Annotated in this window: 27 protein-coding genes; 20 read left to right on the top strand and 7 right to left on the bottom strand. The window is 56.0% G+C overall.

Going from position 1 to position 26,139, the window contains the following annotated elements:
* Nucleotides 1–41: 41 nt before the first annotated feature.
* The 5 genes from hemC (at nucleotide 42) to QOY30_RS00885 (ending at nucleotide 4,658) form a co-directional block, all read left to right on the top strand.
* The gene (gene hemC, locus QOY30_RS00865) at nucleotides 42–986 is read left to right on the top strand and encodes a hydroxymethylbilane synthase (RefSeq protein WP_283742753.1); all 945 of its coding nucleotides are present in this window, start codon (nucleotides 42–44) and stop codon (nucleotides 984–986) included.
* Between the two features lie 83 nt (nucleotides 987–1,069).
* Complete coding sequence (locus QOY30_RS00870) at nucleotides 1,070–1,855, top strand: uroporphyrinogen-III synthase (RefSeq protein ID WP_283742754.1); 786 nt, start codon at nucleotides 1,070–1,072, stop codon at nucleotides 1,853–1,855.
* A gap of 4 nt (nucleotides 1,856–1,859) precedes the next feature.
* Complete coding sequence (locus QOY30_RS00875) at nucleotides 1,860–2,951, top strand: uroporphyrinogen-III C-methyltransferase (protein ID WP_283742755.1); 1,092 nt, start codon at nucleotides 1,860–1,862, stop codon at nucleotides 2,949–2,951.
* On the top strand, nucleotides 2,948–4,108 hold the full coding sequence (locus QOY30_RS00880) for a heme biosynthesis HemY N-terminal domain-containing protein (RefSeq protein ID WP_283742756.1): 1,161 nt from the start codon (nucleotides 2,948–2,950) through the stop codon (nucleotides 4,106–4,108). The genes QOY30_RS00875 and QOY30_RS00880 overlap by 4 nt, the downstream gene beginning before the upstream one ends.
* Nucleotides 4,109–4,235: 127 nt before the next feature.
* The gene (locus QOY30_RS00885) at nucleotides 4,236–4,658 is read left to right on the top strand and encodes a hypothetical protein (protein WP_283742757.1); all 423 of its coding nucleotides are present in this window, start codon (nucleotides 4,236–4,238) and stop codon (nucleotides 4,656–4,658) included.
* A 91-nt stretch (nucleotides 4,659–4,749) separates the two neighbouring features.
* Here QOY30_RS00885 and QOY30_RS00890 read toward each other — a convergent pair whose 3' ends face one another.
* Entirely contained in the window at nucleotides 4,750–5,751 is a 1,002-nt protein-coding gene (locus tag QOY30_RS00890; RefSeq protein ID WP_283742758.1) for a CDP-6-deoxy-delta-3,4-glucoseen reductase, read from the bottom strand.
* Nucleotides 5,752–5,800: 49 nt separating this feature from the next.
* Between QOY30_RS00890 and QOY30_RS00895 the strand changes: the two genes are divergently transcribed.
* The 4 genes from QOY30_RS00895 (at nucleotide 5,801) to QOY30_RS00910 (ending at nucleotide 10,608) form a co-directional block, all read left to right on the top strand.
* Nucleotides 5,801–6,679, top strand: coding sequence for an SDR family oxidoreductase (locus QOY30_RS00895; RefSeq protein WP_283742759.1), 879 nt, complete (start codon nucleotides 5,801–5,803; stop codon nucleotides 6,677–6,679).
* A 91-nt stretch (nucleotides 6,680–6,770) separates the two neighbouring features.
* Nucleotides 6,771–9,140, top strand: a complete 2,370-nt coding sequence (locus QOY30_RS00900) for a phosphoketolase family protein (RefSeq protein ID WP_283742760.1) — start codon at nucleotides 6,771–6,773, stop codon at nucleotides 9,138–9,140.
* 82 nt (nucleotides 9,141–9,222) lie between these two features.
* Nucleotides 9,223–10,278: an acetate/propionate family kinase gene (locus QOY30_RS00905; protein WP_283742761.1), complete on the top strand. Its 1,056-nt coding sequence runs from the start codon at nucleotides 9,223–9,225 to the stop codon at nucleotides 10,276–10,278.
* 207 nt (nucleotides 10,279–10,485) lie between these two features.
* Entirely contained in the window at nucleotides 10,486–10,608 is a 123-nt protein-coding gene (locus QOY30_RS00910) for a hypothetical protein (RefSeq protein ID WP_283742762.1), read from the top strand.
* Nucleotides 10,609–10,713: 105 nt separating this feature from the next.
* On the opposite strand, the gene malQ is transcribed toward QOY30_RS00910, so the two are convergent.
* Nucleotides 10,714–12,216, bottom strand: a complete 1,503-nt coding sequence (malQ, locus tag QOY30_RS00915) for a 4-alpha-glucanotransferase (RefSeq protein ID WP_283742763.1) — start codon at nucleotides 12,214–12,216, stop codon at nucleotides 10,714–10,716.
* Between the two features lie 316 nt (nucleotides 12,217–12,532).
* On the opposite strand from malQ, the gene QOY30_RS00920 reads away from it, so the two are divergent.
* Entirely contained in the window at nucleotides 12,533–13,207 is a 675-nt protein-coding gene (locus QOY30_RS00920) for a haloacid dehalogenase type II (protein ID WP_283742764.1), read from the top strand.
* Between the two features lie 14 nt (nucleotides 13,208–13,221).
* On the opposite strand, the gene QOY30_RS00925 is transcribed toward QOY30_RS00920, so the two are convergent.
* Entirely contained in the window at nucleotides 13,222–14,211 is a 990-nt protein-coding gene (locus QOY30_RS00925; protein ID WP_283742765.1) for an LLM class flavin-dependent oxidoreductase, read from the bottom strand.
* A 173-nt stretch (nucleotides 14,212–14,384) separates the two neighbouring features.
* On the opposite strand from QOY30_RS00925, the gene QOY30_RS00930 reads away from it, so the two are divergent.
* The 5 genes from QOY30_RS00930 (at nucleotide 14,385) to QOY30_RS00950 (ending at nucleotide 18,425) form a co-directional block, all read left to right on the top strand.
* Entirely contained in the window at nucleotides 14,385–14,654 is a 270-nt protein-coding gene (locus QOY30_RS00930) for an ArsR/SmtB family transcription factor (protein ID WP_283742766.1), read from the top strand.
* 72 nt (nucleotides 14,655–14,726) lie between these two features.
* On the top strand, nucleotides 14,727–15,803 hold the full coding sequence (locus QOY30_RS00935; protein ID WP_283742767.1) for an alkene reductase: 1,077 nt from the start codon (nucleotides 14,727–14,729) through the stop codon (nucleotides 15,801–15,803).
* Between the two features lie 87 nt (nucleotides 15,804–15,890).
* Complete coding sequence (locus QOY30_RS00940) at nucleotides 15,891–16,652, top strand: SDR family oxidoreductase (protein ID WP_283742768.1); 762 nt, start codon at nucleotides 15,891–15,893, stop codon at nucleotides 16,650–16,652.
* Between the two features lie 71 nt (nucleotides 16,653–16,723).
* Nucleotides 16,724–17,923, top strand: coding sequence for a YbfB/YjiJ family MFS transporter (locus QOY30_RS00945; RefSeq protein ID WP_283742769.1), 1,200 nt, complete (start codon nucleotides 16,724–16,726; stop codon nucleotides 17,921–17,923).
* A gap of 118 nt (nucleotides 17,924–18,041) precedes the next feature.
* Nucleotides 18,042–18,425, top strand: coding sequence for a bacteriohemerythrin (locus QOY30_RS00950; protein WP_283742770.1), 384 nt, complete (start codon nucleotides 18,042–18,044; stop codon nucleotides 18,423–18,425).
* Between the two features lie 198 nt (nucleotides 18,426–18,623).
* Here the strand turns inward: QOY30_RS00950 and QOY30_RS00955 are convergent, their stop codons facing one another.
* The gene (locus QOY30_RS00955) at nucleotides 18,624–18,752 is read right to left on the bottom strand and encodes a hypothetical protein (protein WP_283742771.1); all 129 of its coding nucleotides are present in this window, start codon (nucleotides 18,750–18,752) and stop codon (nucleotides 18,624–18,626) included.
* Between the two features lie 279 nt (nucleotides 18,753–19,031).
* Between QOY30_RS00955 and QOY30_RS00960 the strand changes: the two genes are divergently transcribed.
* From QOY30_RS00960 to QOY30_RS00980, 5 genes are all read left to right on the top strand, one after another.
* The gene (locus tag QOY30_RS00960) at nucleotides 19,032–19,730 is read left to right on the top strand and encodes a phytochelatin synthase family protein (protein WP_283742772.1); all 699 of its coding nucleotides are present in this window, start codon (nucleotides 19,032–19,034) and stop codon (nucleotides 19,728–19,730) included.
* Between the two features lie 10 nt (nucleotides 19,731–19,740).
* Nucleotides 19,741–20,505: a class I SAM-dependent methyltransferase gene (locus tag QOY30_RS00965; RefSeq protein ID WP_283742773.1), complete on the top strand. Its 765-nt coding sequence runs from the start codon at nucleotides 19,741–19,743 to the stop codon at nucleotides 20,503–20,505.
* Nucleotides 20,506–20,629: 124 nt separating this feature from the next.
* Nucleotides 20,630–21,067: a phage holin family protein gene (locus QOY30_RS00970; protein WP_283742774.1), complete on the top strand. Its 438-nt coding sequence runs from the start codon at nucleotides 20,630–20,632 to the stop codon at nucleotides 21,065–21,067.
* 259 nt (nucleotides 21,068–21,326) lie between these two features.
* Complete coding sequence (locus QOY30_RS00975) at nucleotides 21,327–21,677, top strand: hypothetical protein (protein ID WP_283742775.1); 351 nt, start codon at nucleotides 21,327–21,329, stop codon at nucleotides 21,675–21,677.
* A gap of 65 nt (nucleotides 21,678–21,742) precedes the next feature.
* Nucleotides 21,743–22,501 (top strand): hypothetical protein, encoded by a 759-nt coding sequence (locus tag QOY30_RS00980; RefSeq protein ID WP_283742776.1) that lies wholly within the window; start codon nucleotides 21,743–21,745, stop codon nucleotides 22,499–22,501.
* 69 nt (nucleotides 22,502–22,570) lie between these two features.
* Here the strand turns inward: QOY30_RS00980 and QOY30_RS00985 are convergent, their stop codons facing one another.
* From QOY30_RS00985 to QOY30_RS00995, 3 genes are read right to left on the bottom strand one after another with little or no spacing between them, the layout of a single operon-like run.
* On the bottom strand, nucleotides 22,571–24,529 hold the full coding sequence (locus QOY30_RS00985) for a RelA/SpoT family protein (protein ID WP_283742777.1): 1,959 nt from the start codon (nucleotides 24,527–24,529) through the stop codon (nucleotides 22,571–22,573).
* A gap of 16 nt (nucleotides 24,530–24,545) precedes the next feature.
* Complete coding sequence (gene trpD / locus QOY30_RS00990) at nucleotides 24,546–25,565, bottom strand: anthranilate phosphoribosyltransferase (protein ID WP_283742778.1); 1,020 nt, start codon at nucleotides 25,563–25,565, stop codon at nucleotides 24,546–24,548.
* Nucleotides 25,566–25,567: 2 nt separating this feature from the next.
* The gene (locus QOY30_RS00995; protein ID WP_283742779.1) at nucleotides 25,568–26,137 is read right to left on the bottom strand and encodes an anthranilate synthase component II; all 570 of its coding nucleotides are present in this window, start codon (nucleotides 26,135–26,137) and stop codon (nucleotides 25,568–25,570) included.
* Between the last annotated feature and the right edge of the window lie 2 nt (nucleotides 26,138–26,139).

The raw sequence follows: 26,139 nt of genomic DNA on the forward strand, positions 1-26,139 counted from the left end.
TTAACCGCATAATATTTAGTCACAAATTTTAGGAAAACCCGATGAATCAGGCTTCTTTCATTCCTCCAACCCGTCTGGTGATCGCTTCACGCGAAAGCGCGTTAGCCATGTGGCAAGCGGAACATATTCGCGACAGGTTACGGGCATTATACCCACAAACATCCGTCAGTATCCTGGGCATGACCACGCAAGGAGACCAGATTCTGGACGTGACCTTGTCCAAGATCGGCGGCAAGGGCCTGTTTGTGAAGGAGTTGGAGACTGCGCTGGAAAACGGCAGCGCGGACATCGCGGTGCACTCGCTGAAGGATGTGCCGATGAATTTGCCGGAAGGCTTTGCGCTGGCCTGCATTGGAGAACGCGAGGATCCGCGCGACGCTTTCGTATCCAACAAATTCGATAATCTCGCCGCATTGCCGGCAGGCAGTGTGGTTGGAACGTCCAGCCTGCGCCGCGAAAGCCAGTTGCGCGCACGCTTCCCGCATTTGAAGATAGAGCCGTTGCGCGGCAACGTGCAGACCCGGCTGCGCAAGCTGGACGAAGGCCAATATGCGGCGATCATTCTCGCTGCTGCCGGCTTGAAACGGCTGGGCTTGGGCGACCGCATCCGCGCCGTGATCTCCAGCGAAGACAGCCTGCCCGCCGTGGGGCAGGGGGCACTGGGCATCGAGACGCGCGCTGGAAGGACCGACCTGAAGGCCGTACTCGCTCCCTTGCATCATGCCGACACTGCGGCCTGCGTGCTGGCAGAACGTGCCATGAGCCGGGCGCTGGCGGGTAGCTGCCAAGTGCCGCTGGGCGGCTTTGCCGAAGTGCAGAACGGCAAGCTGCGTATGCGCGGTTTTGTCGCGACGCCAGACGGGAAGCGCTTGCTGCGCGCCGAGCATATGGGCGACATCACCAATCCTGAGGCGCTGGGCGATATCGTTGCGCAAGACTTGCTCAAGCAGGGCGCAGGTGCAATCCTTGCGGCGCTGTCTTTGTAGACGGCGAAAAGACTTCATGCCACAGGGGGCACAGAGCACGCAGAGGAAATATCCAACCGAAGCCGGTTGTCTCTGTGACCTCTGTGGCAAATGAATTTATGGTTTCCAGCTTGCCGCTAGCCGGACTCAACATCGTCATCACGCGTCCGCGTGAACAAGCGGCTGAATTGGCCCGGCGTATCGAACAATTCGGCGGCAAACCATTGTTGTTCCCGCTGCTGGAGATCAAAGCGGTGCACGACGATCAGTTGTTGCGCGAACAAATCTCCCGCCTCAAACAAACCGACCTTGCGATCTTCATCAGCCCGAATGCGGTGCGCTATGGTATGGCTGCGATACGCGCAGCAGGAGATATTCCCGCATCTATGCAGATCGCCGCCGTCGGACAGTCCAGTGCGAAAGCATTGAACGAACTGGGTGTTGCCCGCGTCATCGCTCCCGCAGAGCGCTTTGACAGTGAGGGGTTGCTGGCTTTGGCAGAATTGCAGGATGTAGCCGGAAAGCATGTGATGATCCTGCGCGGCGACGGCGGACGCGAGCTACTGGGCGACACGCTCAGGGCACGCGGAGCGCAAGTGGAATATGTCACCTGCTATATTCGCAGCAAACCGGAAATGAACGCAGGCGAAATGCTGGCGGGAGCGACCTCTGCGATTTCTGTGACCAGCAGCGAGGCATTGAGCCATTTGTGGGGGATGCTCGAAGAGCCTGACAGAACAAGGCTCACGGACTTGCCGCTGTTTGTGCCGCACGAGCGCATCGCAACAGCGGCAAGGCAACAGGGTTGGCAGCATGTCACCATCACCGAATCCGGAGATGACGGACTGTTGTCGGGTTTGATAGCATGGGCAAACACAAAACGGAAATGACGCGATGAACGATCCAGTACAGCAACCTGCTTCTACAGTTAAGTCCGGCACCTCACCTGAAACGGCAACACCTGCCGGTGTGCCACACGCCCCTCACGGCAATAGAATCGGAGACTTGCTGGCGCGCGTGACGCTGACGCAACTTACTCTGGCCGTGCTGGTGGTGATCTTCATCTGGCAGTGGCTGGATGCCCATTCCCAACTCAACCAGACGCAGCAGGAAGTGGCGCGACGCTTGTCCGAAGTGGAAGCGGCGAACAAGACCAACCAGATGCTGGTAGTGCAGAATCAGGAATTGGTGCGCGAGCTGGGCGGCAAGCTCAGCCTGGTGGAAAGCAAATATGCCGAGACCCAGAATCAACGTGCCGCGCTCGAGTCACTGTATCAGGAAATGTCGAGCAGTCGCGATCAGACCGCGCTGGCGGAAGTGGAGCAGATGCTGCTGATCGCCGGACAACAATTGCAATTGTCCGCCAATGTGAAGGCGGCTTTGATTGCCATGCAACAAGCTGAAAGCCGGCTGCAACGTCCCGCGTTCGCTAACCTGAAAAAGCGTATAGGCCAGGATATCGAGAAATTGCGTGCAGTACCCTACGTCGACGTTCCGGCCATCAATCTGCGTCTGGATAGTGTGATCGCCGTAGTGGACAGCTTGCCGCTGGTACAGGACACGCATATCGAGCCGCCGAAGCAGGCAGCGGGGGTCGATCCGGCAGAGGGAACCTGGAAGCGATTCTGGAGTGAAATTTGGCAGGAGACAAAGAGCCTGGTACGGATCGAAAATACCGAGCGCCAGGAAATGCCGCTGTTGTCGCCGACGCAGACATTCTTTCTGCGCGAGAACCTGAAACTGCGATTGCTCTCGGCCCGTATGGCCCTGTTGACGCGAGACCAAGTCAGTTTTCGCCGCGATCTGAAGACATCGCAGGAATGGCTAAAGCGCTATTTCGACGTCAGATCCAGCGAAAGTGCGGAGGCGCTCGGTACTTTGCAGAAACTTGCCGCGTCCAGCATCGTCATTGATCTGCCGGATATCAGCGGCAGTCTGGAAGCAGTGCGCAATTATCGCGTAACGCACGAACGGAGCGAGCGATGAAAGGACTGTTATGGTTGCTCGGATTGTTTGCCGCCGCAGTCGGTGTGACGCTGGCTGCGCGCAATCCCGGTTATGTGCAACTGGTCTATCCACCTTACAGGGTAGAAATTTCGCTGACGCTTTTCGTGTTCGCTTTGCTCGCGGTCTTTGTGCTGGGATATCTGCTGGTGCGCCTGGCGGTGGCAGCGATGCAATTGCCGGTATATGTACGCGCCTTTCGAGAAGAGCGTATTGCAAGCAAGGGCCGCGCGGCGATGATGGAATCGCTCAAGGCCTATTTCGAGGGGCGCTTTGCGGCCGCAGAAAAAGCCGCGGTACGGGCAATGGAACTGGGCGAGAAATCCGGGCTCAATTCCATCGTCGCTGCCCGCGCCGCGCATGAACAGCGCGAATTCGACAGGCGCGACGCTTATCTCGCCAGCGGCGAAGGCAAGACCGTGGGCGAATCGACGATGCGCCTGATCGCGCAGACTGAATTCATGCTCGATCAAAAGCAGCCCCAGTCGGCACTCAATTCCCTGAAGGAATTGAACGACACGGGCATGCACAAGCATATCGGTGCGCTCAGTCTGGAACTGAAAGCGCAGCAACAGGCGCACAACTGGGATGCGGTGCTGGATGTCATGACGCAACTGGAAAAACGCAATGCGATCGACAAAGTCGTCGCTACCCAACTGCGGCAGCAAGCCTGGCTGGAAAAACTGCGCAGTCAGGGAGCGGACATCACAACCCTGCGCGCGATATGGAAATCCATACCCGCCGAATTCAGGCAACGCGCCAAAATCTCCGCCGCAGCGGCAGAGGCATTCAACCGGCTTGGAGATTGCAAAGGCGCGCAGCAATTGCTGACGGACAGCCTCAATGCTCAATGGGATAGCGAACTGGTCACTTTGTACGGGGAATGCCGCAACGACAATAACATCGCGCAGATCGAACAGGCAGAGCGCTGGTTGAAAAAGCATACCGACGATGCGGGGCTGCTGCTTGCATTGGGCAAGCTCTGCATGCACCAGCAACTGTGGGGAAAAGCGCAGAGCTATCTGGATGCCAGTCTCAGCCTCGAATCCAGCCGCGCTGCTTATTCCGCTCTGGGCCAGCTCGCCGAAAAACTGGGCAAGCATGAGGAAGCAATTGCCTATTTTCAAAAAGCGGCATAGCTGGAATTAGTCCTTACATCCGAAAGGCGATTAGTGCTGAAAGGATATAGAAACAGTTCTATATCCTTTGGCATATATCCCATCCTGAATGACGCTGTTAAACTCCCGACATGGATAATAACCGCGCATGACGACCGTTTCGAAGCTGAATTCGCACTTCGAAATGTCTGAACGGGAGACAAGGATGGAGCGCGTCAAGTACATGCTGTTGCCGGGCCTGATGGCGGTGGTGATGTCCATGTTTTCGGGTTGCGCAGTCACGCCTCCAGCGCAGGAGCCGCCAGTTGAGAAATACACTACAGAAAAGGCTGAACAGCAGCCGCGCGTGCCCGATGAATATCTTGTGACGCTGGCTCCGGATGCAGATGAAGCCGTCATTTTCAAATACTACAAACGTTTCGGCATAAAGTACCTTCATCAGTTGGAAGGCGAGACGTACTTGCTGATTTTATCCAGCGATCCCGGCCCGCATGAGATGGATGTGCTGATTGAGAATGAGGCGCGCATCAAGCTGGTTCAGCCCAACCTCATACATTGGGATTACCGTTAACCATTGCTGCCAATGAATGCTAAATCCATATCCGGCTGGTTCGAAGGATCAGACCTGGAATTGCCGGGAACAAATATCAGAAAAGCACCAATCAGATTTTCGGCGTGTAGGTAAACACGTCGGAATAGAACGCATCATTGGGCAATCCGCGTTGCGAGGTGAATTCACGATGCGCGGCTTCCACTACCACGGGAGCACCGCAGGCATATACGGCATAGGCCGACAGGTCCTTGAAATCATCCAGCACAGCCTGATGCACGAATCCCGTGCGACCGTTCCATTGTTCCTCGGAAACGACAGGCGTGAACTTGATACCCTGCGCTTCCCATTCATGCGCCTTGTCCAGCATGTAGAAATCGGATTGCTTGCGCACGCCCCAATAGAAATGCATCTCGCGTTTGAAACCGATATGCAGCGCGTGTTCAATAATCGCTTTTACAGGTGCGAAGCCGGTACCGCTGGCAACAAAGACAATAGGCCTGGGCGAGTCTTCATGCAGAAAGAAACTGCCAAGCGGGCCTTTGATGCGCAGGATGTCGCGCACTTTCATGGCGTTGAAAACGTGGTGGGTGAATTCGCCGCCCGCGATATTGCGTACATGCAACTCCAGCAAATCGTCCGCATGCGGCGCATTCGCCAGCGAAAAACTGCGCGGCTTGCCTTCCTTCTGCAGGATGTCGATGTATTGGCCTGAAAGGAATTGCAGACGTTCGTTGGTGGGCAACTTGAGGTACAGCGCCATTACATCGTCGGTCATCCTGACCATCTTTTCAACGCGGCAGGGCAGCGTCTTTACCACAATTTCCTGCGAGGTCGTCACTTCGTGGCTTTCGACCACCAGATCGGAAAGCGGCTTGGCGCAGCAGAACAGCGCAAACCCTGCACTTTTTTCTTCCTCGCTCAGCACAAAGGCCTGTGCTTTGCCGTAATCCACCGATCCCTGAAGAATCTTGCCCTTGCACACGCCGCATGCGCCGTTGCGGCAGCTATACGGTAGCGTATAACCATGTTCCAGAGCAGCTTCCAATATGGTCTCGTCTTTGCCGACGGGGAAGGAATGGTTGCTTGGCAGAATGGTGGTCTTGAAACTCATGGGACTGTCCGGTTGAATAAAGGCCGCGATTTTAACGCATAATTAGCGCATGGAACGAATGCTCATCATTGGTTGCGGAGACATCGCACGGCGCACCATCCGACTGCTCCGGAAGAACTATCACATCTACGCGCTGATACGAAACGGTATACAACGCGATGCACTGCGCGCGATGGACACCATTCCAATCCCGGGCGATCTGGATCATCGCAAGAGTTTGTCCAGGATAACAGGGCTGGCGGATATCGTGCTGCACCTTGCGCCGCCACCCAATTCAGGGGCAAAGGATGTTCGCACCCGCCATCTTCTCGCCGCGTTATCGAAAGGCAGGCTGCCCCGGCAGTTCATCTACATCAGCACCAGCGGGGTGTATGGCGATTGCGAAGGTGCCTGGGTGAACGAGACGTATACGGTGAACCCCCAGTCGGCACGCGCACAACGGCGGGTGGATGCAGAATCGCAGATACGCCATTGGGCAAAAGTGAATGGCGTGAAGGCCAGCATATTGCGAGTTCCCGGTATCTATGCGGAAGATCGGCTGCCGCTGGAGCGACTGCGGAACGGCATGCCGGCCATTGCGGCGGACGAAGACAGTTACACCAACCACATCCACGCCGACGATCTCGCACAGATCATTGTTGCTGCCATGCATCGCGGCCAGCCAAACCGCGTGTATCACGCCAGCGACGACGGCGTAATGAAAATGGGCGATTACTTCGATGTCGTTGCCGATGCGTATCAATTACCGCGCCCGCAACGCATCAGCCGCGCCGAGGCCCAACGATCCATACCCGAATCGATGCTATCGTTCATGAATGAATCGCGGCGCCTGACGAATTCGAGAATAAAACAGGAGTTGCAGGTAAGGCTCAATTATCCGACGGTGGGAAATGCCCTTGCGGATCGGGCTCGTGAGGCTCCGGCATGAATTCCGAATTAGAAAATGACTTGATTAAACAGAATTTAATATGGCCGGGTCATGATTCTATCTATACTTTATTCAGTACGAGGAATAACGCATGAATAATCCCGAAATGCCATTGTCTCCGGACGAAGCCAAACGCATACATGCCTACTGGCGCGCTTGCAACTACCTTGCTGCGGGCATGATCTATCTGCGCGATAACCCGCTGCTCAAGGAACCGCTCAAACTCGAACACATCAAGAGCCGACTGCTGGGGCACTGGGGTTCGAGTCCGGGCTTGGCCTTTGCCTACATCCACATGAACCGCCTGATCAACAAGTACGACCTGAATGCCATCTTTCTGGCAGGGCCGGGGCACGGCGCACCCGGCATCCTGGGTCCGGTATATCTGGAAGGCAGGTACAGCGAGGTCTATCCGAACAAGAGCGAGAACGAGGAAGGCATGCGCCAATTCTTCAAGGAGTTCTCTTTCCCGGGCGGCATCGGCAGCCATTGCACGCCGGAGATGCCGGGTTCTATCCATGAAGGCGGCGAACTCGGCTACAGCGTGTCGCACGCCTTCGGTGCGGCCTATGACAACCCCGACCTGATTGTGACGGTGATGGTGGGTGATGGTGAATCCGAAACCGCACCGCTGGCGACGTCATGGCATTCAAACAAATTCCTGAATCCGATCCGCGACGGCGCGGTGCTGCCCATCCTGCATCTCAACGGTTACAAGATCAACAACCCGACCATCCTCGCGCGGATCTCGCACGAGGAGTTGGAGAACCTGTTCAAGGGTTACGGCTGGACGCCGCATTTTGTCGAGGGCAGCGATCCTGAAACCATGCATCAGGCGATGGCCGCGACGATGGAGCAATGCGTGCTCGAGATTCGCCGTATTCAGCAGGAAGCGCGCAGCAGCAACAAACCGGTGCGTCCGCGCTGGCCGATGATCGTGCTGCGTTCACCCAAGGGCTGGACCGGACCGAAAGAAGTGGATGGAAAAAAAGTGGAGGGCTTCTGGCGCGCGCACCAGGTGCCGATCGGCGACCTGAAGACGCCGGAACATTTCGCCAAGCTGAATGAATGGTTGGAGAGCTACAAAGTATCCGAATTGTTCGACGCGAACGGAACCCTGCTGCCCGAGCTGAAAGCACTGGCACCCAAGGGCAACCGGCGCATGAGCGCAAATCACCATGCCAATGGCGGTCTGATGCGCAAGGCGCTGCATATGCCCGATTGCAAGGATTACGCGATCGCCGTGACCAAGCCCGGCACCATACTGGCTGAAAATACACGTCCGCTCGGCAAATTCCTGCGCGACATCATGCGCGACAACATGCACAGCTTCCGTGTATTCGGACCGGACGAGACCAGTTCGAACAAGCTGGACAATATCTATGAGGCAAGCAAGAAGATGTGGCTGGCGGAAACCCTGCCTGAAGACGCGGACGGCGGCGAACTGGCGACGGATGGCCGGGTGATGGAAATGCTTTCCGAGCACACGCTGGAAGGCTGGCTGGAAGGCTATCTGCTTACCGGACGGCACGGCTTCTTTTCAACTTACGAAGCCTTCGTGCATGTCATCGACTCGATGTTCAACCAGCATGCCAAATGGCTGGCGATGTCCAAGGACGTGCCCTGGCGCGCGCCGGTGTCGTCGTTGAACCTGCTCATTACGTCCACCGTATGGCGGCAGGATCACAACGGCTTCACACACCAGGATCCCGGCTTCCTGGATCTGGTGGTGAACAAGAGCCCGGAAGTCACTCGCATCTATCTGCCGCCCGATGTGAACTGCCTGCTGTCCGTTGCCGACCATTGCCTGAAGAGCACCAACTATATCAACGTCATTGTGTGCGACAAACAGAAGCACTTGCAGTTTCTGGATATGGATGCTGCCAGCAAGCATTGCACCAAGGGTATCGGCATCTGGGATTGGGCGAGCAACGACCAGGATGGAGAGCCGGATGTGGTGATGGCAAGCGCAGGCGACGTCCCGACCAAGGAAGCGCTGGCGGCAGTCGTGATGTTGCGCGAGCATTTTCCCGATCTCAAGATACGATTCATCAACGTCGTGGACCTGTATAAGCTCACTCCAGCAAGCGAACACCCGCATGGCATGAGCGACCGCGATTTCGACAGCCTGTTCACGCTGGACAAGCTGGTGATGTTCAATTTCCACGGCTATCCCTGGCTGATTCACCGGCTCGCCTACCGTCGCACCAACCACAAGAATTTCCATGTGCGCGGTTACAAGGAAAAAGGCAGCATCAATACGCCGCTGGAACTGGCAATCCGCAACCAGATCGACCGCTTCAGCCTGGTGATCGACATCATTGACCGTCTGCCTGCGCTGCATGTGGCGGGAGCGCACGTAAAAGAGCAGATGTTGAACAGGCAGATCGAATGCCGCAACTACGCTTATGAAAACGGCGTCGATCTGCCGGAGGCGGATGGATGGACGTGGCCGTTTTAGAAATCAGGATACGGGATACAGGATGCAGGGATAGTCGCTGCTCCCTTCCTGATGCCTGTATCCCGTATCCAGTATCCTGCCCATGAAAACCATCCTCACCATCAATAGCGGTTCTTCATCGGTCAAGGCCAGCCTGTTCGACGCAGACGGTTCTCGCCGCGATTTCCGCTACGGGCATCTGCGCGATCCGGCATCAGGGTTTGAGCAGTTGATGCGCGATCTTGGCGGGCACGCACCCGACATCGTCGGTCACCGATTCGTGCATGGCGGCGACATCACCGACGCGGCGCGTGTGGTGGATGATGCGGAATTGGAGCGGCTGAACAGCATCGTGCATTTGGCCCCGTTGCATCTGCCGGGCAATCTGCTGGGCCTGGAGCTGTGCCGCGATCGCTTTTCAGTGCCGCAAATCGCTTGTTTCGATACGGCATTTCACACCACCATGCCGGAGCTTTCCAAACGATTGCCCATTCCTGCTGCATACGGCCTGCGACGTTACGGATTCCACGGCTTGAACTACGCGCATGTCGCGTCCCGGTTGCCGGAAATGCTGGGAGAAAAGGCTTACGGGAATGTGATAGTGGCACACTTGGGTAGCGGTGCCAGCCTGTGCCTGATGCGCGGGCTGCGTTCGCAGGACACCACAATGGGCTTTACCCCGGCAGGAGGCATCACGATGGGAACGCGCAGTGGCGACCTTGATCCCGGCGTGATGCTGGAGCTGGCACAGCGGTACGATCCCGTAGCCCTGCGTGACATCGTGTTCCATAAAATGGGTTTGCTTGCCTTGTCCGACGGTGAAAGCAGTGAAATGAGCGACCTCCTCAAGAGCAAGAGCGCTGCTGCCGGTTTTGCCGTGGAATATTTTTGCCGGCAAATCAGCGGAGCAATAGGAAGTCTTGCCGCCAAGGCGGGGGGCATCGATGCGCTGGTCTTTTCCGGAGGTATCGGTGAGAACGGGGCAACCGTACGTGCAAATATCTGCACTCCGCTGAAATTCATGGGGCTTGGTCTAGATCAGGCAGCGAACCTGGCCAATGCGGCGCGGCTTGAGAGTGCCGATTCAAAACCGGTCTGCATCGTGGCCGCGGACGAAGAACACATGATTCATGAACTGTGTTTGAAGTGGACGCAGTAACAAGTCCGGCTTTGCAATGATCTTGGTATTCATCCGGCCAAGCACGACAGGAAAGTGCGCAAATATAGGAAACCAAATATGACCGGCGGCAAAGAAAAAAAGATGAGCGGTTTAATCCAACCTTGAGTATTCAGTCATAGTATTGCCTTGGCAGTTGAGGGCAAACCGTACGTCATATTTTTTAACGATGGCAAAAGGAGATTTGAAATGACTTACAAAGACAGTGACAATACCGGCCACGAGGAGGTGACATTCAGTGTGGTTCTGGGTTGGATCGCAGCGGCAGCTACAGCAATCGCGAGCATCGTCGGCATAGTCAGTTTTTCGTAAGGACTGATTTTGCGGGAAGATTGCGACAAGAGGCGGCGAAAGCCGCCTCTTGTCATTGGACAAAGATTTTTTCAGTCCCGGGTGTGTTGATTCAATCCAAATAAATCAGGGCACTCGCGGATTGCGGTGGTGCGAGGCGGTCAAACCTTCCAACTTTTCCGTCTGCCAGTTTTGCAACCAGTTCCACGAGAATCTCCATTCCCAGTTGCCCAACGGCGTCCCCGGGAAATTCATCCGATGCTCGCTGTTCAGACCCATCACATCCTGCAGCGGGAAGACGACGGTATTTGCAGCGGATGCGGAAAGTGCATCGATCATGTCCCAGTTTATTTCCTTGCCTTCACTACCCAAATAGAACAGGGCAAACTTTTTTTCGTGTTCTGTGGCCGAATTCCACCAACCCAGGCTGGTGTCATTGTCATGCGTTCCGGTATAGGCAACCGTATTGGCAATGTAGTGATGGGGCAGGAAATAGTTGCTGTCGTTATCTCCAAAAGCAAATTGCAAAATACGCATACCGGGGAGATTGAACTTGTCCCGCAACTCAATGACATTGGGTGTGATCAAACCCAGGTCTTCGGCGATGATGGGCAGTTCTCCGAAGGCCTGCTGAAATGCTTCAAACAGGTTTTCTCCGGGACCGGGCATCCATTCTCCACCTATGGCATTGGGCGCACCGGCAGGCGTTGCCCAGTAATTTGCGAAACCGCGAAAATGATCGATGCGAACCAGATCGAATAGTCGAAAGGCCTGCTCCAGCCTTTTTATCCACCAGGTGTATCCGGTCCGTGCATGAACATCCCAGCGGTATAAGGGATTTCCCCACAACTGTCCGGTCTCGCTGAAATAATCGGGAGGAACACCGGCGACAACGATGGGATTTCCACTGGCGTCGAGTTCGAAAAGAGCCTGGTGTTCCCACACATCGGCGCTTTGATAGGAAACGAAAATGGGGACGTCGCCGATTATGCGAATGCCGCGGGCATTCGCATAATTTTTCAACAAGAACCACTGCCGGTAAAAACACCACTGACAGAATTTGTGGAATTCAATTTCATCCACATAACGCAGCCTTGCCTCCGCAATGGCTCTCGGCTCGCGTCTCACGAGTTCTTCCGGCCAATGATTCCACGCCTGAAACTGCTCGTGATGTTCAACGGCTTTGAACAGGGCGAAATCGTCCAGCCAGTGTTTTTCCGATATGCAGAATTCAATGTATTCAGAGTGAGCGCTGTTGCGGGGCGCTGAAAAAAATCGAAGTGCCGCACGCTGCAATCGCTCAATCCGATAAGGTTTCACCAAATCAAAATGTACATGATCAGCATTGAATTCCGGATTCGGAATCAAGTCGCTGGCATCCAGCCAGCCTTGTGTTACCAGCTCCTCCAGGTCGATCATCAGGTGGTTGCCGGCAAAAGCAGAGTTGCTTGCGTAGGGCGAATTTCCTGCGCCCACTTCTCCCAGCGGGAGCATCTGCCAGTAGGTTTGTCCGGCACTGACCAGCCAATCCACAAACTTGTATGAACCGGTACCGAGATCGCCTGAACCAAACTGCCCGGGGAGTGACGTGGGATGAAGCAAAATACCGCTGGCACGTGCTGAAATCATAATTATCGCTATCTAAAAATCCGGGAATCTGTGTAAAGGTATAGAACAACAGTTTGAGAATATACGTGTTATTTCCCGGAATGGCTCTGCAAAAGCACGCTTAAATTAATAGTCGACTTTCATACTATGGTATAGGTGGTATGCAGATGGGAGTTGGGACAGAATGTCTGGCAAATTAAATTGCCATTCGGGAGGCGCGAGCAATTGCAATCAGATGCTTGCTCCAGCAAGTGTAACTTGCTTGAGCCCACAGGCCGGAATTGAATATATGCAGTTTCAATTCGGCACGCCTATATCACTTTAGACTGGGAATTCTATGACCATAACCCTTGCATTCGATGTCTATGGAACTCTGATTGATACGCATGGCGTCATTTCTGCATTGGAAAAACATGTCGGCAACAGGGCGACCGAGTTCTCGCGCGTTTGGCGTGAAAAGCAGCTTGAATATTCATTTCGTCGCGGACTGATGCAGAACTACGCAAACTTCGCAGTGTGTACCGGCAATGCCCTCGATTACACATGCGCCTATTTCAAACTGGCGCTGAGTATCGAAGAGAAAGAGGAACTGATCGGTGTATACAAATTACTGCCCGCATTCGCGGATGTAAATACCGGATTGGCTCGGGCCAAACAAGCCGGCTTCAGAATGTTCGCGTTTTCGAATGGGAGTGCGGAAGCGGTGGAGCTGTTGCTGCAAAACGCAGGCATTGCAGACTGTTTTCTTGGCGTAGTAAGCGTCGACGAAATCAAGTCCTACAAGCCGAATCCCGGTGTGTATAGCCATTTTTTACGAAGGGCGGATGCTGTTGGCGCAGAAACCTGGCTTATATCAAGCAACCCGTTTGACGTGATCGGGGCTGTCTCTTTCGGAATGCGGGCAGCGTGGCTTAAACGCTCTCCCGAAGCGATTTTTGATCCGTGGGGTATAGAGCCGACTCTAATTGCAGACAGTCTTGTGAGCCTGATTGAACAAATCGGGCGGAAATGAACCGTGGCAAGCCATCAACCCAACACCTCGCGAAGGCCTGCGGTAATCTCATATGATCTGAGGCGGGCAGCATGATCGAAAATCTGGGACGTGATCATTAATTCATCCGCACCAGTCTGTTCGATGAATCCTTTCAATGAAGACCTTACCGTGTCGCGCGAACCGATTGCGGAGCATGACAGTATCTGGGCCAACAGGGCCCTTTCTTGCGGGCCGATACGATCCAGATAATCCTCCACAGGCGGCGGCAGGGGTTTTGGTTTGCCGCTGCGCAGATTGACAAATGCCTGCTGCGCCGAAGTCGCGAGCAATTGTGCCTCTTCGTCGGTGTCTGCCGCAAAGACGTTGAAGCCGAGCATCACGTACGGTTTCTCCAGATCGGCGGACGGCTTGAAAGTGGAGCGATACACGTCTATCGCCTGCATCATTTGCCCGGGGGCAAAATGCGAGGCGAACGCATAAGGCAGCCCCAGGGCGGCTGCCAGTTGCGCACCGAAAAGACTTGATCCAAGAATCCATATCGGCACATTCAGGCCGGCACCGGGTACCGCGCGTACCGCATGCCGGTGGGGTGCCGAGAAGTAATCCATGAGTTCGGTGACATCCTGCGGGAACTGATCGGCATCCGAGGCGAGATTCCGGCGCAAAGCACGCGCGGTAAGCATGTCTGAACCCGGGGCTCGCCCGAGACCCAGATCGATGCGTCCGGGGAAAAGCGACTCCAGGGTTCCGAACTGTTCGGCAATCACGAGGGGGGAATGGTTGGGCAACATGATGCCGCCGGCACCGACGCGGATGGTCGATGTGCCGCCGGCCACATGCCCGATCAGGACGGCGGTCGCGGCGCTGGCAATGCCGGGCATACCGTGATGCTCGGCCAACCAGAAGCGCCGATAGCCCCAGCGCTCGCCGTGCCGGGCAAGATCCAGCGTGTTGCAAAACGAACTGGCAGCGTCGCTGCCTTCGGCAATGGGTGATAGATCAAGAATGGAAAAGGGAATCATTTTTGTATTCTGGCGATAGCCTGTTAAGGACTAGCCTAAACCTCACATGTATTTGGAACCGGACGCGAGATCGTCGCTGTGTTTATTTTCTCTTGTATTTCTAGAATAGTCGATATATATTTCGTCTTAATTCGAAATTAAGGTCGTCGTAAATCGAAATACATATAACTGCCATGGCAAAAAAACCTGTTCCAGACATTGACGAAATCATCAAGGCATTGGCCCATCCCGTTCGCAGGGAAATACTCGGATGGCTGAAGGATCCGCAAAAGTCCTTCCCCGCGCAAGAGCATTCGTTTGAACTGGGAGTCTGTGCCGGCAAAGTTTTTGAAAAGGCGAATTTGTCCCAATCGACCATCTCTGCCCACCTGGCCACATTGCAGCGGGCGGGGCTGATTACCCCCCCGGAAAGTCGGGCAATGGATTTTTTATTCCCGCAATGAAGCCTTGATCGACAAGTTTCTTGAGCGCATCAAGAGCGACCTTTAACAGCAGTGCAAAACCAAGGAGAACAAATGAGTAACCTGATCAAACCCATCCAGGTCGGAGACCTGAATCTTCCCAACCGCGTTGTGATGGCGCCCCTTACCCGATGCCGTGCCGGCGCAGGCAGGGTGCCCAATGCATTGATGGCCGAGTATTACGCCCAACGTGCCGGTGCGGGATTGATCCTGAGCGAGGCGACTTCCATTTCTCCGCAGGGAGTGGGTTATCCCGATACGCCGGGAATCTGGTCGGATGAGCAGGTACAGGGTTGGAAGCTTGTCACGAAAGCAGTGCATGCCGCAGGCGGACGCATTTTCCTGCAGCTCTGGCATGTGGGCCGGATCTCGCATCCGGATTTCCTCGGCGGAGACTTGCCCGTTGCTCCAAGTGCAATTGCGCCGCAAGGTCATGTCAGCCTGTTGCGCCCGCAACGCGAATATGTGACGCCGCGCGCTCTGGAAACTTCAGAAATTCCGGCGATCGTGGAGGCTTACCGCAAAGGTGCTGAAAACGCGAAACTGGCAGGATTCGATGGCGTCGAGATTCACGGGGCCAATGGCTATTTGCTCGACCAGTTCCTGCAGGACAGCACCAACAAGCGCACCGATGCCTACGGCGGCCCTATCGAAAATCGTGCCCGGCTGCTGCTGGAAGCAACCGATGCGGCCATTTCCGTTTGGGGTGCGGGCAGGGTCGGGGTGCACCTGGCGCCGCGAGGAGACGCTCACACCATGGGCGATTCAAATCCCCTGGCCACTTTCGGATACGTGGCGGAACAATTGGGCAAGCGCGGCATCGCCTTTATTTTCACCAGGGAATCGCTGGGAGAAAATCGCATCAGCCCGGAATTGAAGAAGCGCTTCGGCGGCGTGCTTATCGCCAATGAGGGCTTCAACCGCGAGACGGCCCAACAAGTCATTGCGGCGGGCGAGGCAGATGCCGTTTCCTTCGGCAAGGACTTTATCTCCACTCCGGATCTGCCGCGCCGCGTGCAGCTGAATGTACCGTTCAACCCGTATCACCCTGAGACTTTCTACGGCTATGGTCTTCAGGATGCCAAGGTTGGCTATATCGATTACCCGAACCTGGTAGCGGAAGTCGCTTAGAACGCACTGGTAGTGTCCCCGGCTCTCCGGGGCGGGCGATCTGCGCATCTTGCGCAGGAGCCGTTTCATGAACAATGGGAGACCGACGTGTCCGGGAAATATTCGCGTATCGCAATCGTAACCGGTGCCACTTCCGGTATTGGGGAAGCGACAGCCAGAAAATTTGTTGCCAGCGGCTATGGCGTGGCAGGCAATGGCCGCAATGCTGAAAAGCTTCGTGCACTGGAACAGGAGTTGGGGGCGGCCTTTATCGGCCTGGCAGGTGATGCTTCCGATAGCGCTGTGCTGGACCGGCTCTTTGTGTCGGCGAGCGAACGCTTCGGGAAACCAGCCGACATCGTGGTGGCGAACGCCGGCCGGGGCCTGGGCGGATCGGTCAAGGATGCCGATCTATCCAGGTTCGAAGACATGCTCAAGATCAACGTAACGGGCACTCTGGCCTTGCTGCAGAAAGCCGCCCGGAAAATGGCGGATGAGCAGCGGCCGGACTATCCCAAAAAAGCCGCAGACATCGTGATCATCGGCTCGGTCGTGGGTAGGCACATATCGCCATTCAGCGCAGTCTATGGCGCAACAAAGTTCGCAGTCCATTCGCTTGCGGAAGGCTTGCGTCGCGAGGTTGGACCAAAAGGCATTCGGGTGTCGCTGGTCGAACCGGGCATTGTGGTCAGCGGGTTTCAGGATGGCGCAGGCTACACTGAGGATATGGTGCATCACTTCGAGGAAAAGTTTGGTCCATTGTTGCACGGCGACGATGTGGCAAACGCGATTCACTACATCGTGAATCAGCCGCCCCATGTCCATATCAGCGACATCATGGTCCGTCCGACGCGGCAGGATTATCCCTGATCCGTTCCGGGAGTACCGGCCGTGACGTGCGCGATCCTTTCCTGCAATTAAATATATGAGGGTTCGCCTGCATGAGTGACCAACGGCAACGGATCAAAGTATTAAGCGCCGGCATCTTCAGCCTGATACTGGTGATGGGTGTCGCCCGCTTTGCCTATACACCCTTGCTGCCGTTGATGCAGCATCAGGCGGGGCTGGGCGTTGCCGCAGCGGGCTGGCTGGCAGCGATCAATTATGCCGGATACCTGAGCGGCGCGCTCATCGCTTCATTGATCAGCGACATGGTGCTCAAGGATCGCCTGTACCGCATCGGCATGATCCTGGCCATCGTGAGTACTGTCATGATGGGCATGACCACGGATTTCACCGTCTGGGCGATATCCCGTTATGTCGCGGGCCTGAGCAGTGCGGCGGGCCTGCTCCTGGGAAGCGGGCTGATCCTCAACTGGCTGATCCGCCATAACCACCACAGCGAACTGGGCATCCATTTTGCGGGCATCGGCCTCGGCATAGCATCCGCCGCCGCCGCCGTATTCCTGATGAACCAGTGGCTAAGCTGGGATCAGCAATGGTACGTGCTCACGGCACTGGGATGCCTGCTGCTAGTTCCCGCGCTGGGCTGGTTGCCTCCTCCGGATCGCAGCGCCGTGACCAAGACGGGCCAGAAGATGGAAGATGCGCCGCCGAGCGCTTTCTTCATGCGTCTTTTGATGTCCGCGTATTTCTGTGCGGGCATCGGCTATGTGGTCAGCGCAACATTCATTGTCGCCATCATCGACCATATGCCCGGCATGGCAGGAAAGGGAACGCTTGTTTTCTTCGTGATCGGAATCGCCGCGGCACCATCGTGTATCGCCTGGGATCTGATTGCGCGCCGTATCGGAAAACTCAATGCACTGATCGCTGCATCAGTCCTTCAGATTTTCGGAATCATGCTTCCGGTCCTCGCTGGCGGATTGTTTGCGGCAATTGCCGGAGCGATTCTTTTCGGCGGTACTGTCATGGGTATCGTGAGCCTGGTGCTGACCATGGCAGGCCAATACTATCCGACCCGCCCTGCCAAGATGATGGGCAAGATGACGCTTTCATACGGAGCCGCCCAGATCATCGCTCCCGCCGTCACCGGCTGGCTTGCTACTCGCCTGGGCAGCTATGCAGAAGGTCTCTATCTGGCGGGCGGGGCAATGTTTGCAGGGACCCTGATCCTCCTGATCCTCAGGGCTGTGGAGAAACGTGAAGGCGGCAACATCGTCGCGGCACAACAGCCGTAAATAGCAGCTCAAACGCCTTACTGCCAGTAAGGATGAGGCGTTGGGCGATGCACTGTAGAATGAGAGAGCGTCAAGAACTTAAAAAGAGGGAAAGCCAACCAGCATAGGAGGAGTGAGAATGCATGATGTGCCAGAGATCGAACAGCAGCATCAGAAGCTTGTCAGCATGCTAAACGGACTGAACGAGGCCGTGAAAAACAAGGAGCCACGGACCGATATTTACCGGATCATCGACGATGTGATCGCATATACGTGTCTGCATTTCGAGATCGAAGAGCAGCTGATGGTCGAGGCCGGATACCCCGAGATCGAGGCGCATAAGGACAAACACAAACAGCTGGTTCAGGAAGCACTCCATCTCAAGGAAAAGCTGGATTATGTCGGTGGAGAGATGTTCACGGACTGGTTCACTCACTGGCCGTTCGCCAGGGTGCTTGCGCATATTCAGTATGCAGACAACCAGATCAAGGACTACATCTCCCAGCATAGCGTGAAGGTATAAAGTCTCGCGCGCACCATCGCGGAGATTTTATTCGGGGCTTGCTTGTACAGAATTTCGCGTAGGAGTTTGGCGCAGACAATCCGGTGAGCAGGTTCCCGACCGCACCCTGCTCACCGGAGTATTTGCATAGCCCGGTATTGAAGGCGGCATTGGCGGGCACGCAAAACTATCGAGCTCGCGACCCTTGATGCAACCTACTCAAGCCACCGCAATAAACATAAGCCCAACCGCGCAGACAAAGACAACCATCACTATGAAAAGCTCAACGCTACGCACTACGTCGATGGCGTTTTCACTGGTAACGTGTTCCAAAATATGGGAGTTCATATGTCAACCTCCTGCAGATAATTTGAAACAACTACTTCAAACCCAGTAGTCATTGCACCTGTGTTTGATCCGCTCCACAAAGTGCGATTTCATTATACTAAGCAGACTAATAAGGTCAAGTATTGACGGATTTTGGGGTATATTTAAAACGTCATTCAAAGAGCAGAATTCGTTTAATTTTGTTCAAGGAAAATCGCAAAGAAGACAGTAGATTCAGCACGGTGTGCAGATGATCGTGGCACATTTATCCTTGCCGTAACCAGAGTGGGAGAGTTCATCATGAATAAACTTGCGCGTTTAATCCTCCTTGCCGTTCTTTTATCAGTACCCCTCGTCCTTGAGGCCGCAGAACCTGCGCTTATCTATTGGAACTCGGATGCAGGCAAGATATTGCGTGCCCGCATTCCGGCTGATGCGGATTATTGGCAACTGAGTCCCTGGTTTGCCGAGCAGATCAACCAGACCTATTGCTCCGTTGCCAGCGCGATCACGGTTCTCAACGCGTTGCCGATCAAGAAGCCGGTCGATCCGATTTACGCGCCCAATGCCTACTTCACCCAGAGCAACTATTTCACACCGGAAGTCGCCAAGGTGATCAGTCCGCAGACCGTGCTGGCTCAAGGCATGACACGGGATGAAATGGTACAGACCCTGGTGCGCCAGGGTGTCAAAGCCGTATCCATTGCCGGCGATTCCATCGATGACAAAGGATTGCGCACTTTGCTGCAGAAGGCACTGGGCGACGACGGGCAGTTCGTGCTGGTCAATTATTTGCGTACAGCTGTTGGACAGGAAGGGGGAGGTCATTGGTCGGTGCTGGCAGCCTACGATGCGCAGTCCGACCGAGTGCTGATCCTCGATGTGGCCAAGTATATGTATGCCCCGGCGTGGGTCGGGATCGACACACTGCAAAAGGCGATTGCCACCATAGATACAACCAGCAACAAAGCCCGTGGATTGGTTGTTGTGTCGGAATGAAGGAGAGAGCATGTCTGCACAATATGCGTTGAGCTTGATTAAATTCCCAGCCCTGCTGGTCTTCGCCACGTTGGTTTGGAGCGTGAACGGAAATGCCGCGACGGCAACGGGTGACGCGCAAAATCTGGATTCGCTATACCGGCAGGTGGCTGCCAGCCCGATACGCACGGATGACGATCGACAGGTGGATGCATCGCGCAAACCGGTAGAATTCCTGCAGTTCGCGAATGTCCGTCCGGGCATGCTGGTGCTGGATGTAGCTACCGGCAGAGGCTATACCACCCAGCTACTGGCGCTGGCAGTGGGAAACAGCGGGACCGTATGGGCTCAAGCCGACAAACCGCGACAGGAACTAACCAAACGACTGGCAGATCATCCGCAGCCGAATATCATCCCGGTAGTGCGGCCTTATGATGATCCGGTGCCGGACGATGCACCCAAGCTGGACCTGATTACCATTATTCTGAACTACCACGATATCGCCTACATGCCGGTTGATCGTGCCAGGATGAACCAGCGATTGTTCGGTGCGTTGAAATCCGGCGGGCACCTGATTGTCATCGACCACTCGGCTAAAAAGGGTGAGGGCGTTACGGTTGCCAAAACGCTCCATCGCATAGATGAATCGGTGGTATTGAGCGAGCTGCAGCAAGCCGGCTTCAAGCTCGAACAGGAAGGCGACTTTCTGCATAACCCGTCGGATCCGCGGGAGCAGGCATTCTTCCATATGAAGATGCCGACAGACAGCTTTGCTTTGCGCTTCGTCAAACCTTAGTCGGGCGCTCCTGGCAAAATGCATTCAAGGGGAAGGCCGTTCAGCTTTACGAAGCCGGGGCATGAATGTTTGAAACACCCCATGGGCGATTCACAAGATTAAGCAGAATTTCGGGCGCACTCATATGACGGACAACATCATTGAATTTCTGCTTCACTGGGGAATCACGGCGATATCGCTTTGGGTAGCCAGTTTCATATTTCACGGCATCTCGTTCAGCAACAAGCAGTCCCTGTTGATATCCGCGCTCCTGCTGGGACTGGCCAATGCGGTCATCAGGCCGGTCGTCATCTTTCTGACCATCCCGCTGACGATTTTCACCTTCGGATTCTTCCTGCTGGTGATCAATGCGCTGATGATGCTTCTGGTGTCGTCTGCCGTACCCGGATTCAAGATATCGGGATTCTGGACAGCGTTTTTTTCGAGCATTTTCATCGCGGCGCTCAGTTTCATCGTGGGCATGCTCATCTTCCAGTCAGGCGACAACCCGGTTGTCATTCCAACGCAACGCGGTTTGACCTTCGCCCTGAAATCGGCTCACCATGTTTGGGAACTCGCCTGAAGGATGCAACTCCGATATTCGGCAGGGAAGGGTCATCAAAGGGGGCAAGGCATCTAATGGTCAGCTCGTACAGCGCACACCGGATTCCGGAGTGGTTTCGGGTGTCTACCTACCGTTTGTCTCCAACTGTTTGCCGCCCATCGTCGGCACGGCTGTTCTGTCTTCGAAACGGCCATGCAGTGCGTTGATGACAATGCGGCAAAAACATATGAACGGCCGCAGGAAATTAACCCGCTTTTTTATTACAGGAGCATTTACCATGACAATCAAGATGAGCCATATCGTAGCTGCGCTGATGTTCGCTTCCATTTCAGTCGCCCACGCAGAAACTGCGAATCAGCCGGTAACCCAGGGCGAAGCCAGTGTCGACAAAAACCTGAGCAGAAACAAAGATAACAAGGGGTTGCAGAATGCCGACCAGCGGCTGGAGGCCAATCAGGCGAAGATCGCGGCAAAACGCGCCGACGCTGATAAGACGGCCGACACCGCCAAACAAAAAAAGAACAAAGAAGAAAAACATGAACGCATGGAAAAGCATGAGCGCATGGAGAAAATGGAGCGCATGGAAAAAGTGGAACGTCCCGACAGGATCGAACGCCCGGGAAAATAACTGCAACATCTGACCGGCCCCGGCGGATACCCTGCCGGGATTTTTACTCTTGAAGGATGCAAGCAATGAGAAAACGATTTGTTGTGCTGACCCTGCTCGCAATCTCGCTTCCAGCGGCGGCGGCAGATCAATTCAGCCTTGGCACGGGGTTCGATTACACTACAGGCAAGTATGGCGATACAAAATCAACCGACATTCTGTACATCCCCGTTACCGCGAAGTATGTGTCGGACGAATTGACTCTGAAGCTGACCGTGCCCTACATCAGCATCACCGGCCCCGGCGGAGTTGCTTATGGGATCGGGCGGTTCGGCAAAATGACTGCGCGAACCACCACCACAACCAATTCCGGATTGGGGGACGTAATCGCGTCGGCCGGTCACACCATCTATTCAGCAGGCCCCCTCATGCTCGATCTCGTCGGCAATATAAAGTTTGGCACTGCAGATGCGAACAAGGGGCTTGGAACCGGAAAGAACGATTACTCGGCCCAGATCGACGGCTACTATGCGCTCAACAGGACCACTCTGTTTGGAACGGCAGGCTACAGGATTTATGGCTCGCCCGTTGACGGGGTAAATTTGACCAACGAGCCTTACGGCACCATTGGTGCGAACCAGAAGCTGAACGACAAGACCAGCGCAGGGGCCATGCTGGATGTGGCGAAAAGTCCGAGCATCTACAGTGGAGACCAGGAAGAATTGACCGTTTATGTCTCGCAGAAGATCGCCGCCGACACCAAGGTCCAGGCGCATGTCATGAAAGGTTTCTCGAATGGCAGTCCGGACACCGGCATCGGTGCCATGATCATCGGCTACTTTTAAGAAGCACGCGCAGGTGTCACTGCCGGCGTCAGCGAATCTCGGGTATGTCTTGAGGGAGTGCGTGTCTCGTCACGATGCCCAGCGTGCTTCCAGCAACCTGTCCTCGCGTTCTTCCGGCACCCGTTGCATGAACGGGCAATCGCGGCGATGGATGGTGATGCCGCGGTCGCGCGTGACATAGCCGATGATCGCGTCCGGCTTGGCCGGATGGCAGCATCTGGCGGTACGGATCATCAGATTTCCCACGCCTTCGATCAGCACGTTGCCGCTTGCGGTGGGCAGCGTTTGGCTGGCAGAGCTGCGCGGTGCCGGTGCCGGGGTGTCCTGCGCGATGGCGAGGCTGACGCGGCGCGGGGTAATGTCGCCGCGGCCCAACGCGGCCAGCAGGTCGTCCAGTTTGTTGAAACGAAGTTTCTGTGCGAGCTTTTCCTGGTTGATGTCGGTCACGCCGACGCGGTGCAGTTCGCGGTCGAGCAGGGTGCGCCCTTGTGCGACGCTGTCGTCGAAATTCTGCTCGGAAAACCAGTGGCGCACCTTGGCGCGTGACCGCGCACTTTGCAAAAAACCCAGCCTCGGGCTGAGCCAGTCGCGGCTGGGCCCGCCCTGCTTGGCGGCGAGAATCTCCACGCGTTGGCCTGTCTGCAATTTGGTGTTGAGCGGCACGATGCTGCCGTCGATCTTGGCGCCACGAGTGCGATGGCCGAGATCGGTATGCACCACGTAGGCAAAATCCACCGGCGTCGCACCTTTTGGCAGATCGATCACCTTGCCTTGCGGCGTCAGCACATATACGCGGTCCTGAAGAAGTTCATTCTTGAACTGTGCCTGCAGCTCTCCGCTGTCTGCCAGTTCTTCCTTCCACGCCAGAATCTGGCGGAGCCAGGATATCTTTTCGTCCACGCCACTCTCGGATTTTTTGTTCTCCTTGTAGCGCCAGTGTGCGGCCACGCCGAGCTCTGAATCGTGATGCATCTGCCGGGTGCGTATCTGCACTTCGACCGAAAGATCGCGCGGACCGCGCACGGCGGTATGCAGCGAACGGTAGCCGTTCGGCTTGGGGCGCGCGATGTAGTCGTCGAACTCGCTCTGGATCGGCTGCCACAGCTCGTGCGCGATGGAGAGCGTCGCGTAACATTGCTCAAGGTCGTCTACCAATACCCGCACTGCACGCACGTCGTAGAGCTGGTCGAAATCGAGATGCTTGCGCTTCATCTTGTTGATGATGCTGTAGATGTGCTTCGGGCGTCCGCTCACTTCGGCCTTGATGCCGGCCTGCACCAATGCCTGCTGCAACCGTCCGATGACATCGGCGATGTAGCGTTCCCGATCCACGCGCCGTTCGTCGAGTAGTTTGGCGACCTGCTTGTAGACCGTGGGCTCCAGGTAGCGCGTCGACAGGTCTTCCAGCTCCCACTTGATCTGCCATACGCCAAGCCGGTTGGCCAACGGCGCAAAGATGCTTTGCGTTTCCTGCGCGATCTGCATTTGCTGTTCCGGCGTTGCACCTGAAAGGTTGCGCAGCGTCTGGGTGCGCTCGGCCAGCTTGATCAGAACCACGCGAATGTCTTCCACCATCGCCAGCAGCATCTTGCGCAGACTCTCGATCTGCCCTGCAGTGTCGCCCTTGTCCTTGGTGGCGGGGCTGCGCATCTCGCTGAACTGGCGGATATGCTCCATCCTGGAGATGCCGTCGACCAGCATGGTGATGTTGCGGCCGAAACGTTCGGACAGGACTGCAACCCAATTGTCGAGATACTCGGGTACGGCGTGCAGTGCGGCGGCGGCAATGGTCTCGTGGTCCATGTGCAGGCCGATCAGGATGGAAGCCGAACCGAGCGCATGTTGCAACAATGGCGTGCCGGTGACCTCATGCTTGTCGTGATACAGCGGTGCGGCGAACTCGCATGCGCGGCGGATCACCTCGATCTCTGCGGGTGCAAAGACCTCGGACAACGCGCCCAGCCAATTTTGGATGTCGGCGCTGTCCTGCCCGGCGAGCGGAGGAAACTGATGCTGGATCGAGACCACGTCTGCGGTAGAAAGATTAGCTGTTGCTGACCTGGATCAACTGCGCCAGCTTGTTCTTTGCGGCGCCGGAGGCGATCGATTCGCCCGCCCGCTTCACGCCCTCTGCCAGCGTGATGCTCAGACCGGCAGCGTAGATCGCGGCCCCCGCGTTGAGCAGGACGATATCGCGTGCCGCACCCGGCCGATTGTCCAGCACGCCCAGCAACATGGCCTTGGCCTGGTCGATGTTGGTGACGCGAATATCGTCCAGCGGTGCAGACTTCAAACCGAATACCTCGGGGGTGACGGTATATTCGTTCACCTGACCGTCCTTCAGTTCAGCGACATACGTTGGTCCGCTGATAGTGATCTCGTCCAGGCCATCCGCACCGTTCACCACCAGCACATGTTGGCTGCCCAGGCGCTGCAGCACGCGCGCCTGGATGCCGACGAGGTCGGGATGGAATACGCCCAGTACCTGATTTTCCGCGCCGGCGGGGTTGGTCAGCGGACCGAGAACATTGAACAGTGTGCGCACGCCCAGTTCCTTGCGCACCGGTGCCGCATGTTTCATCGCGCCATGGAAATTGGGCGCGAACATGAAGCCGATGCCAATCTGGTCGATGCTGCGTCCCACCTGTTCAGGTGTCAGGTTGAGGTTGACGCCCAGCGCTTCCAGCACGTCCGCCGAGCCGCAGGTCGAAGACACCGAACGGCCGCCATGTTTGGCAACGCGGGCGCCCGCCGCTGCCGCGACGAATGCACTGGCCGTCGAGATATTGAACGTGTGTGCCGCGTCGCCGCCGGTGCCGCAGGTGTCCACCAGATGCTCGCGTTGCGTGACCGGAACCTGGGTGGCGAACTCGCGCATCACGAACGCGGCGGCGGAGATCTCGCCTATGGTTTCCTTTTTAACGCGCAAGCCGATCAGTATGCCAGCGATCTGCACCGGCGAGACTTCGCCGCTCATGATCTGCCGCATCAGCGACAGCATCTCGTCGTAAAAGATCTCGCGCTGCTCGATCAGGCGCACCAGCGCTTGTTGTGGAGTGATCATGGCTATCGCTTCCCTTCCAGAAAATTCCTCAGCATGTCATGCCCGTATTCGGTCAGGATGGACTCGGGATGGAACTGCACGCCGTGCACCGGCAGCGTCTTGTGGCGCACGCCCATGATCTCGCCGTCGTCGGTCCAGGCGGTGACCTCCAGACAATCCGGCAGGGTCTCGCGCTCGATCACCAGCGAATGGTAGCGCGTGGCGGTGAACGGGCTGGGCAATCCGGTGAACACGCTGTTGCCGTTATGGCGAATCTGCGAGGTCTTGCCATGCATCAGAGTTTTGGCGTGGATGATCCTGCCTCCGAAGGCCTGGCCTATGCTCTGGTGGCCGAGGCACACGCCGAGCAGCGGGACCTTGCCCGCAAAATGTTTGATTGCGGCGACCGAGATGCCTGCTTCGTTCGGCGTGCACGGACCGGGCGACACGACCAGGTGCTGCGGGTTCAGTTTCTCGATCTGCTCCACCGATATCTCGTCGTTGCGGTATACCAGTACATCCGCGCCGAGCTCGGCGAAATACTGCACCAGGTTGTAGGTGAAGGAGTCGTAGTTGTCTATCATCAGTAACATGT

Source organism: Sideroxydans sp. CL21, from assembly GCF_902459525.1.
Classification (GTDB): Bacteria; Pseudomonadota; Gammaproteobacteria; order Burkholderiales; family Gallionellaceae; genus Sideroxyarcus.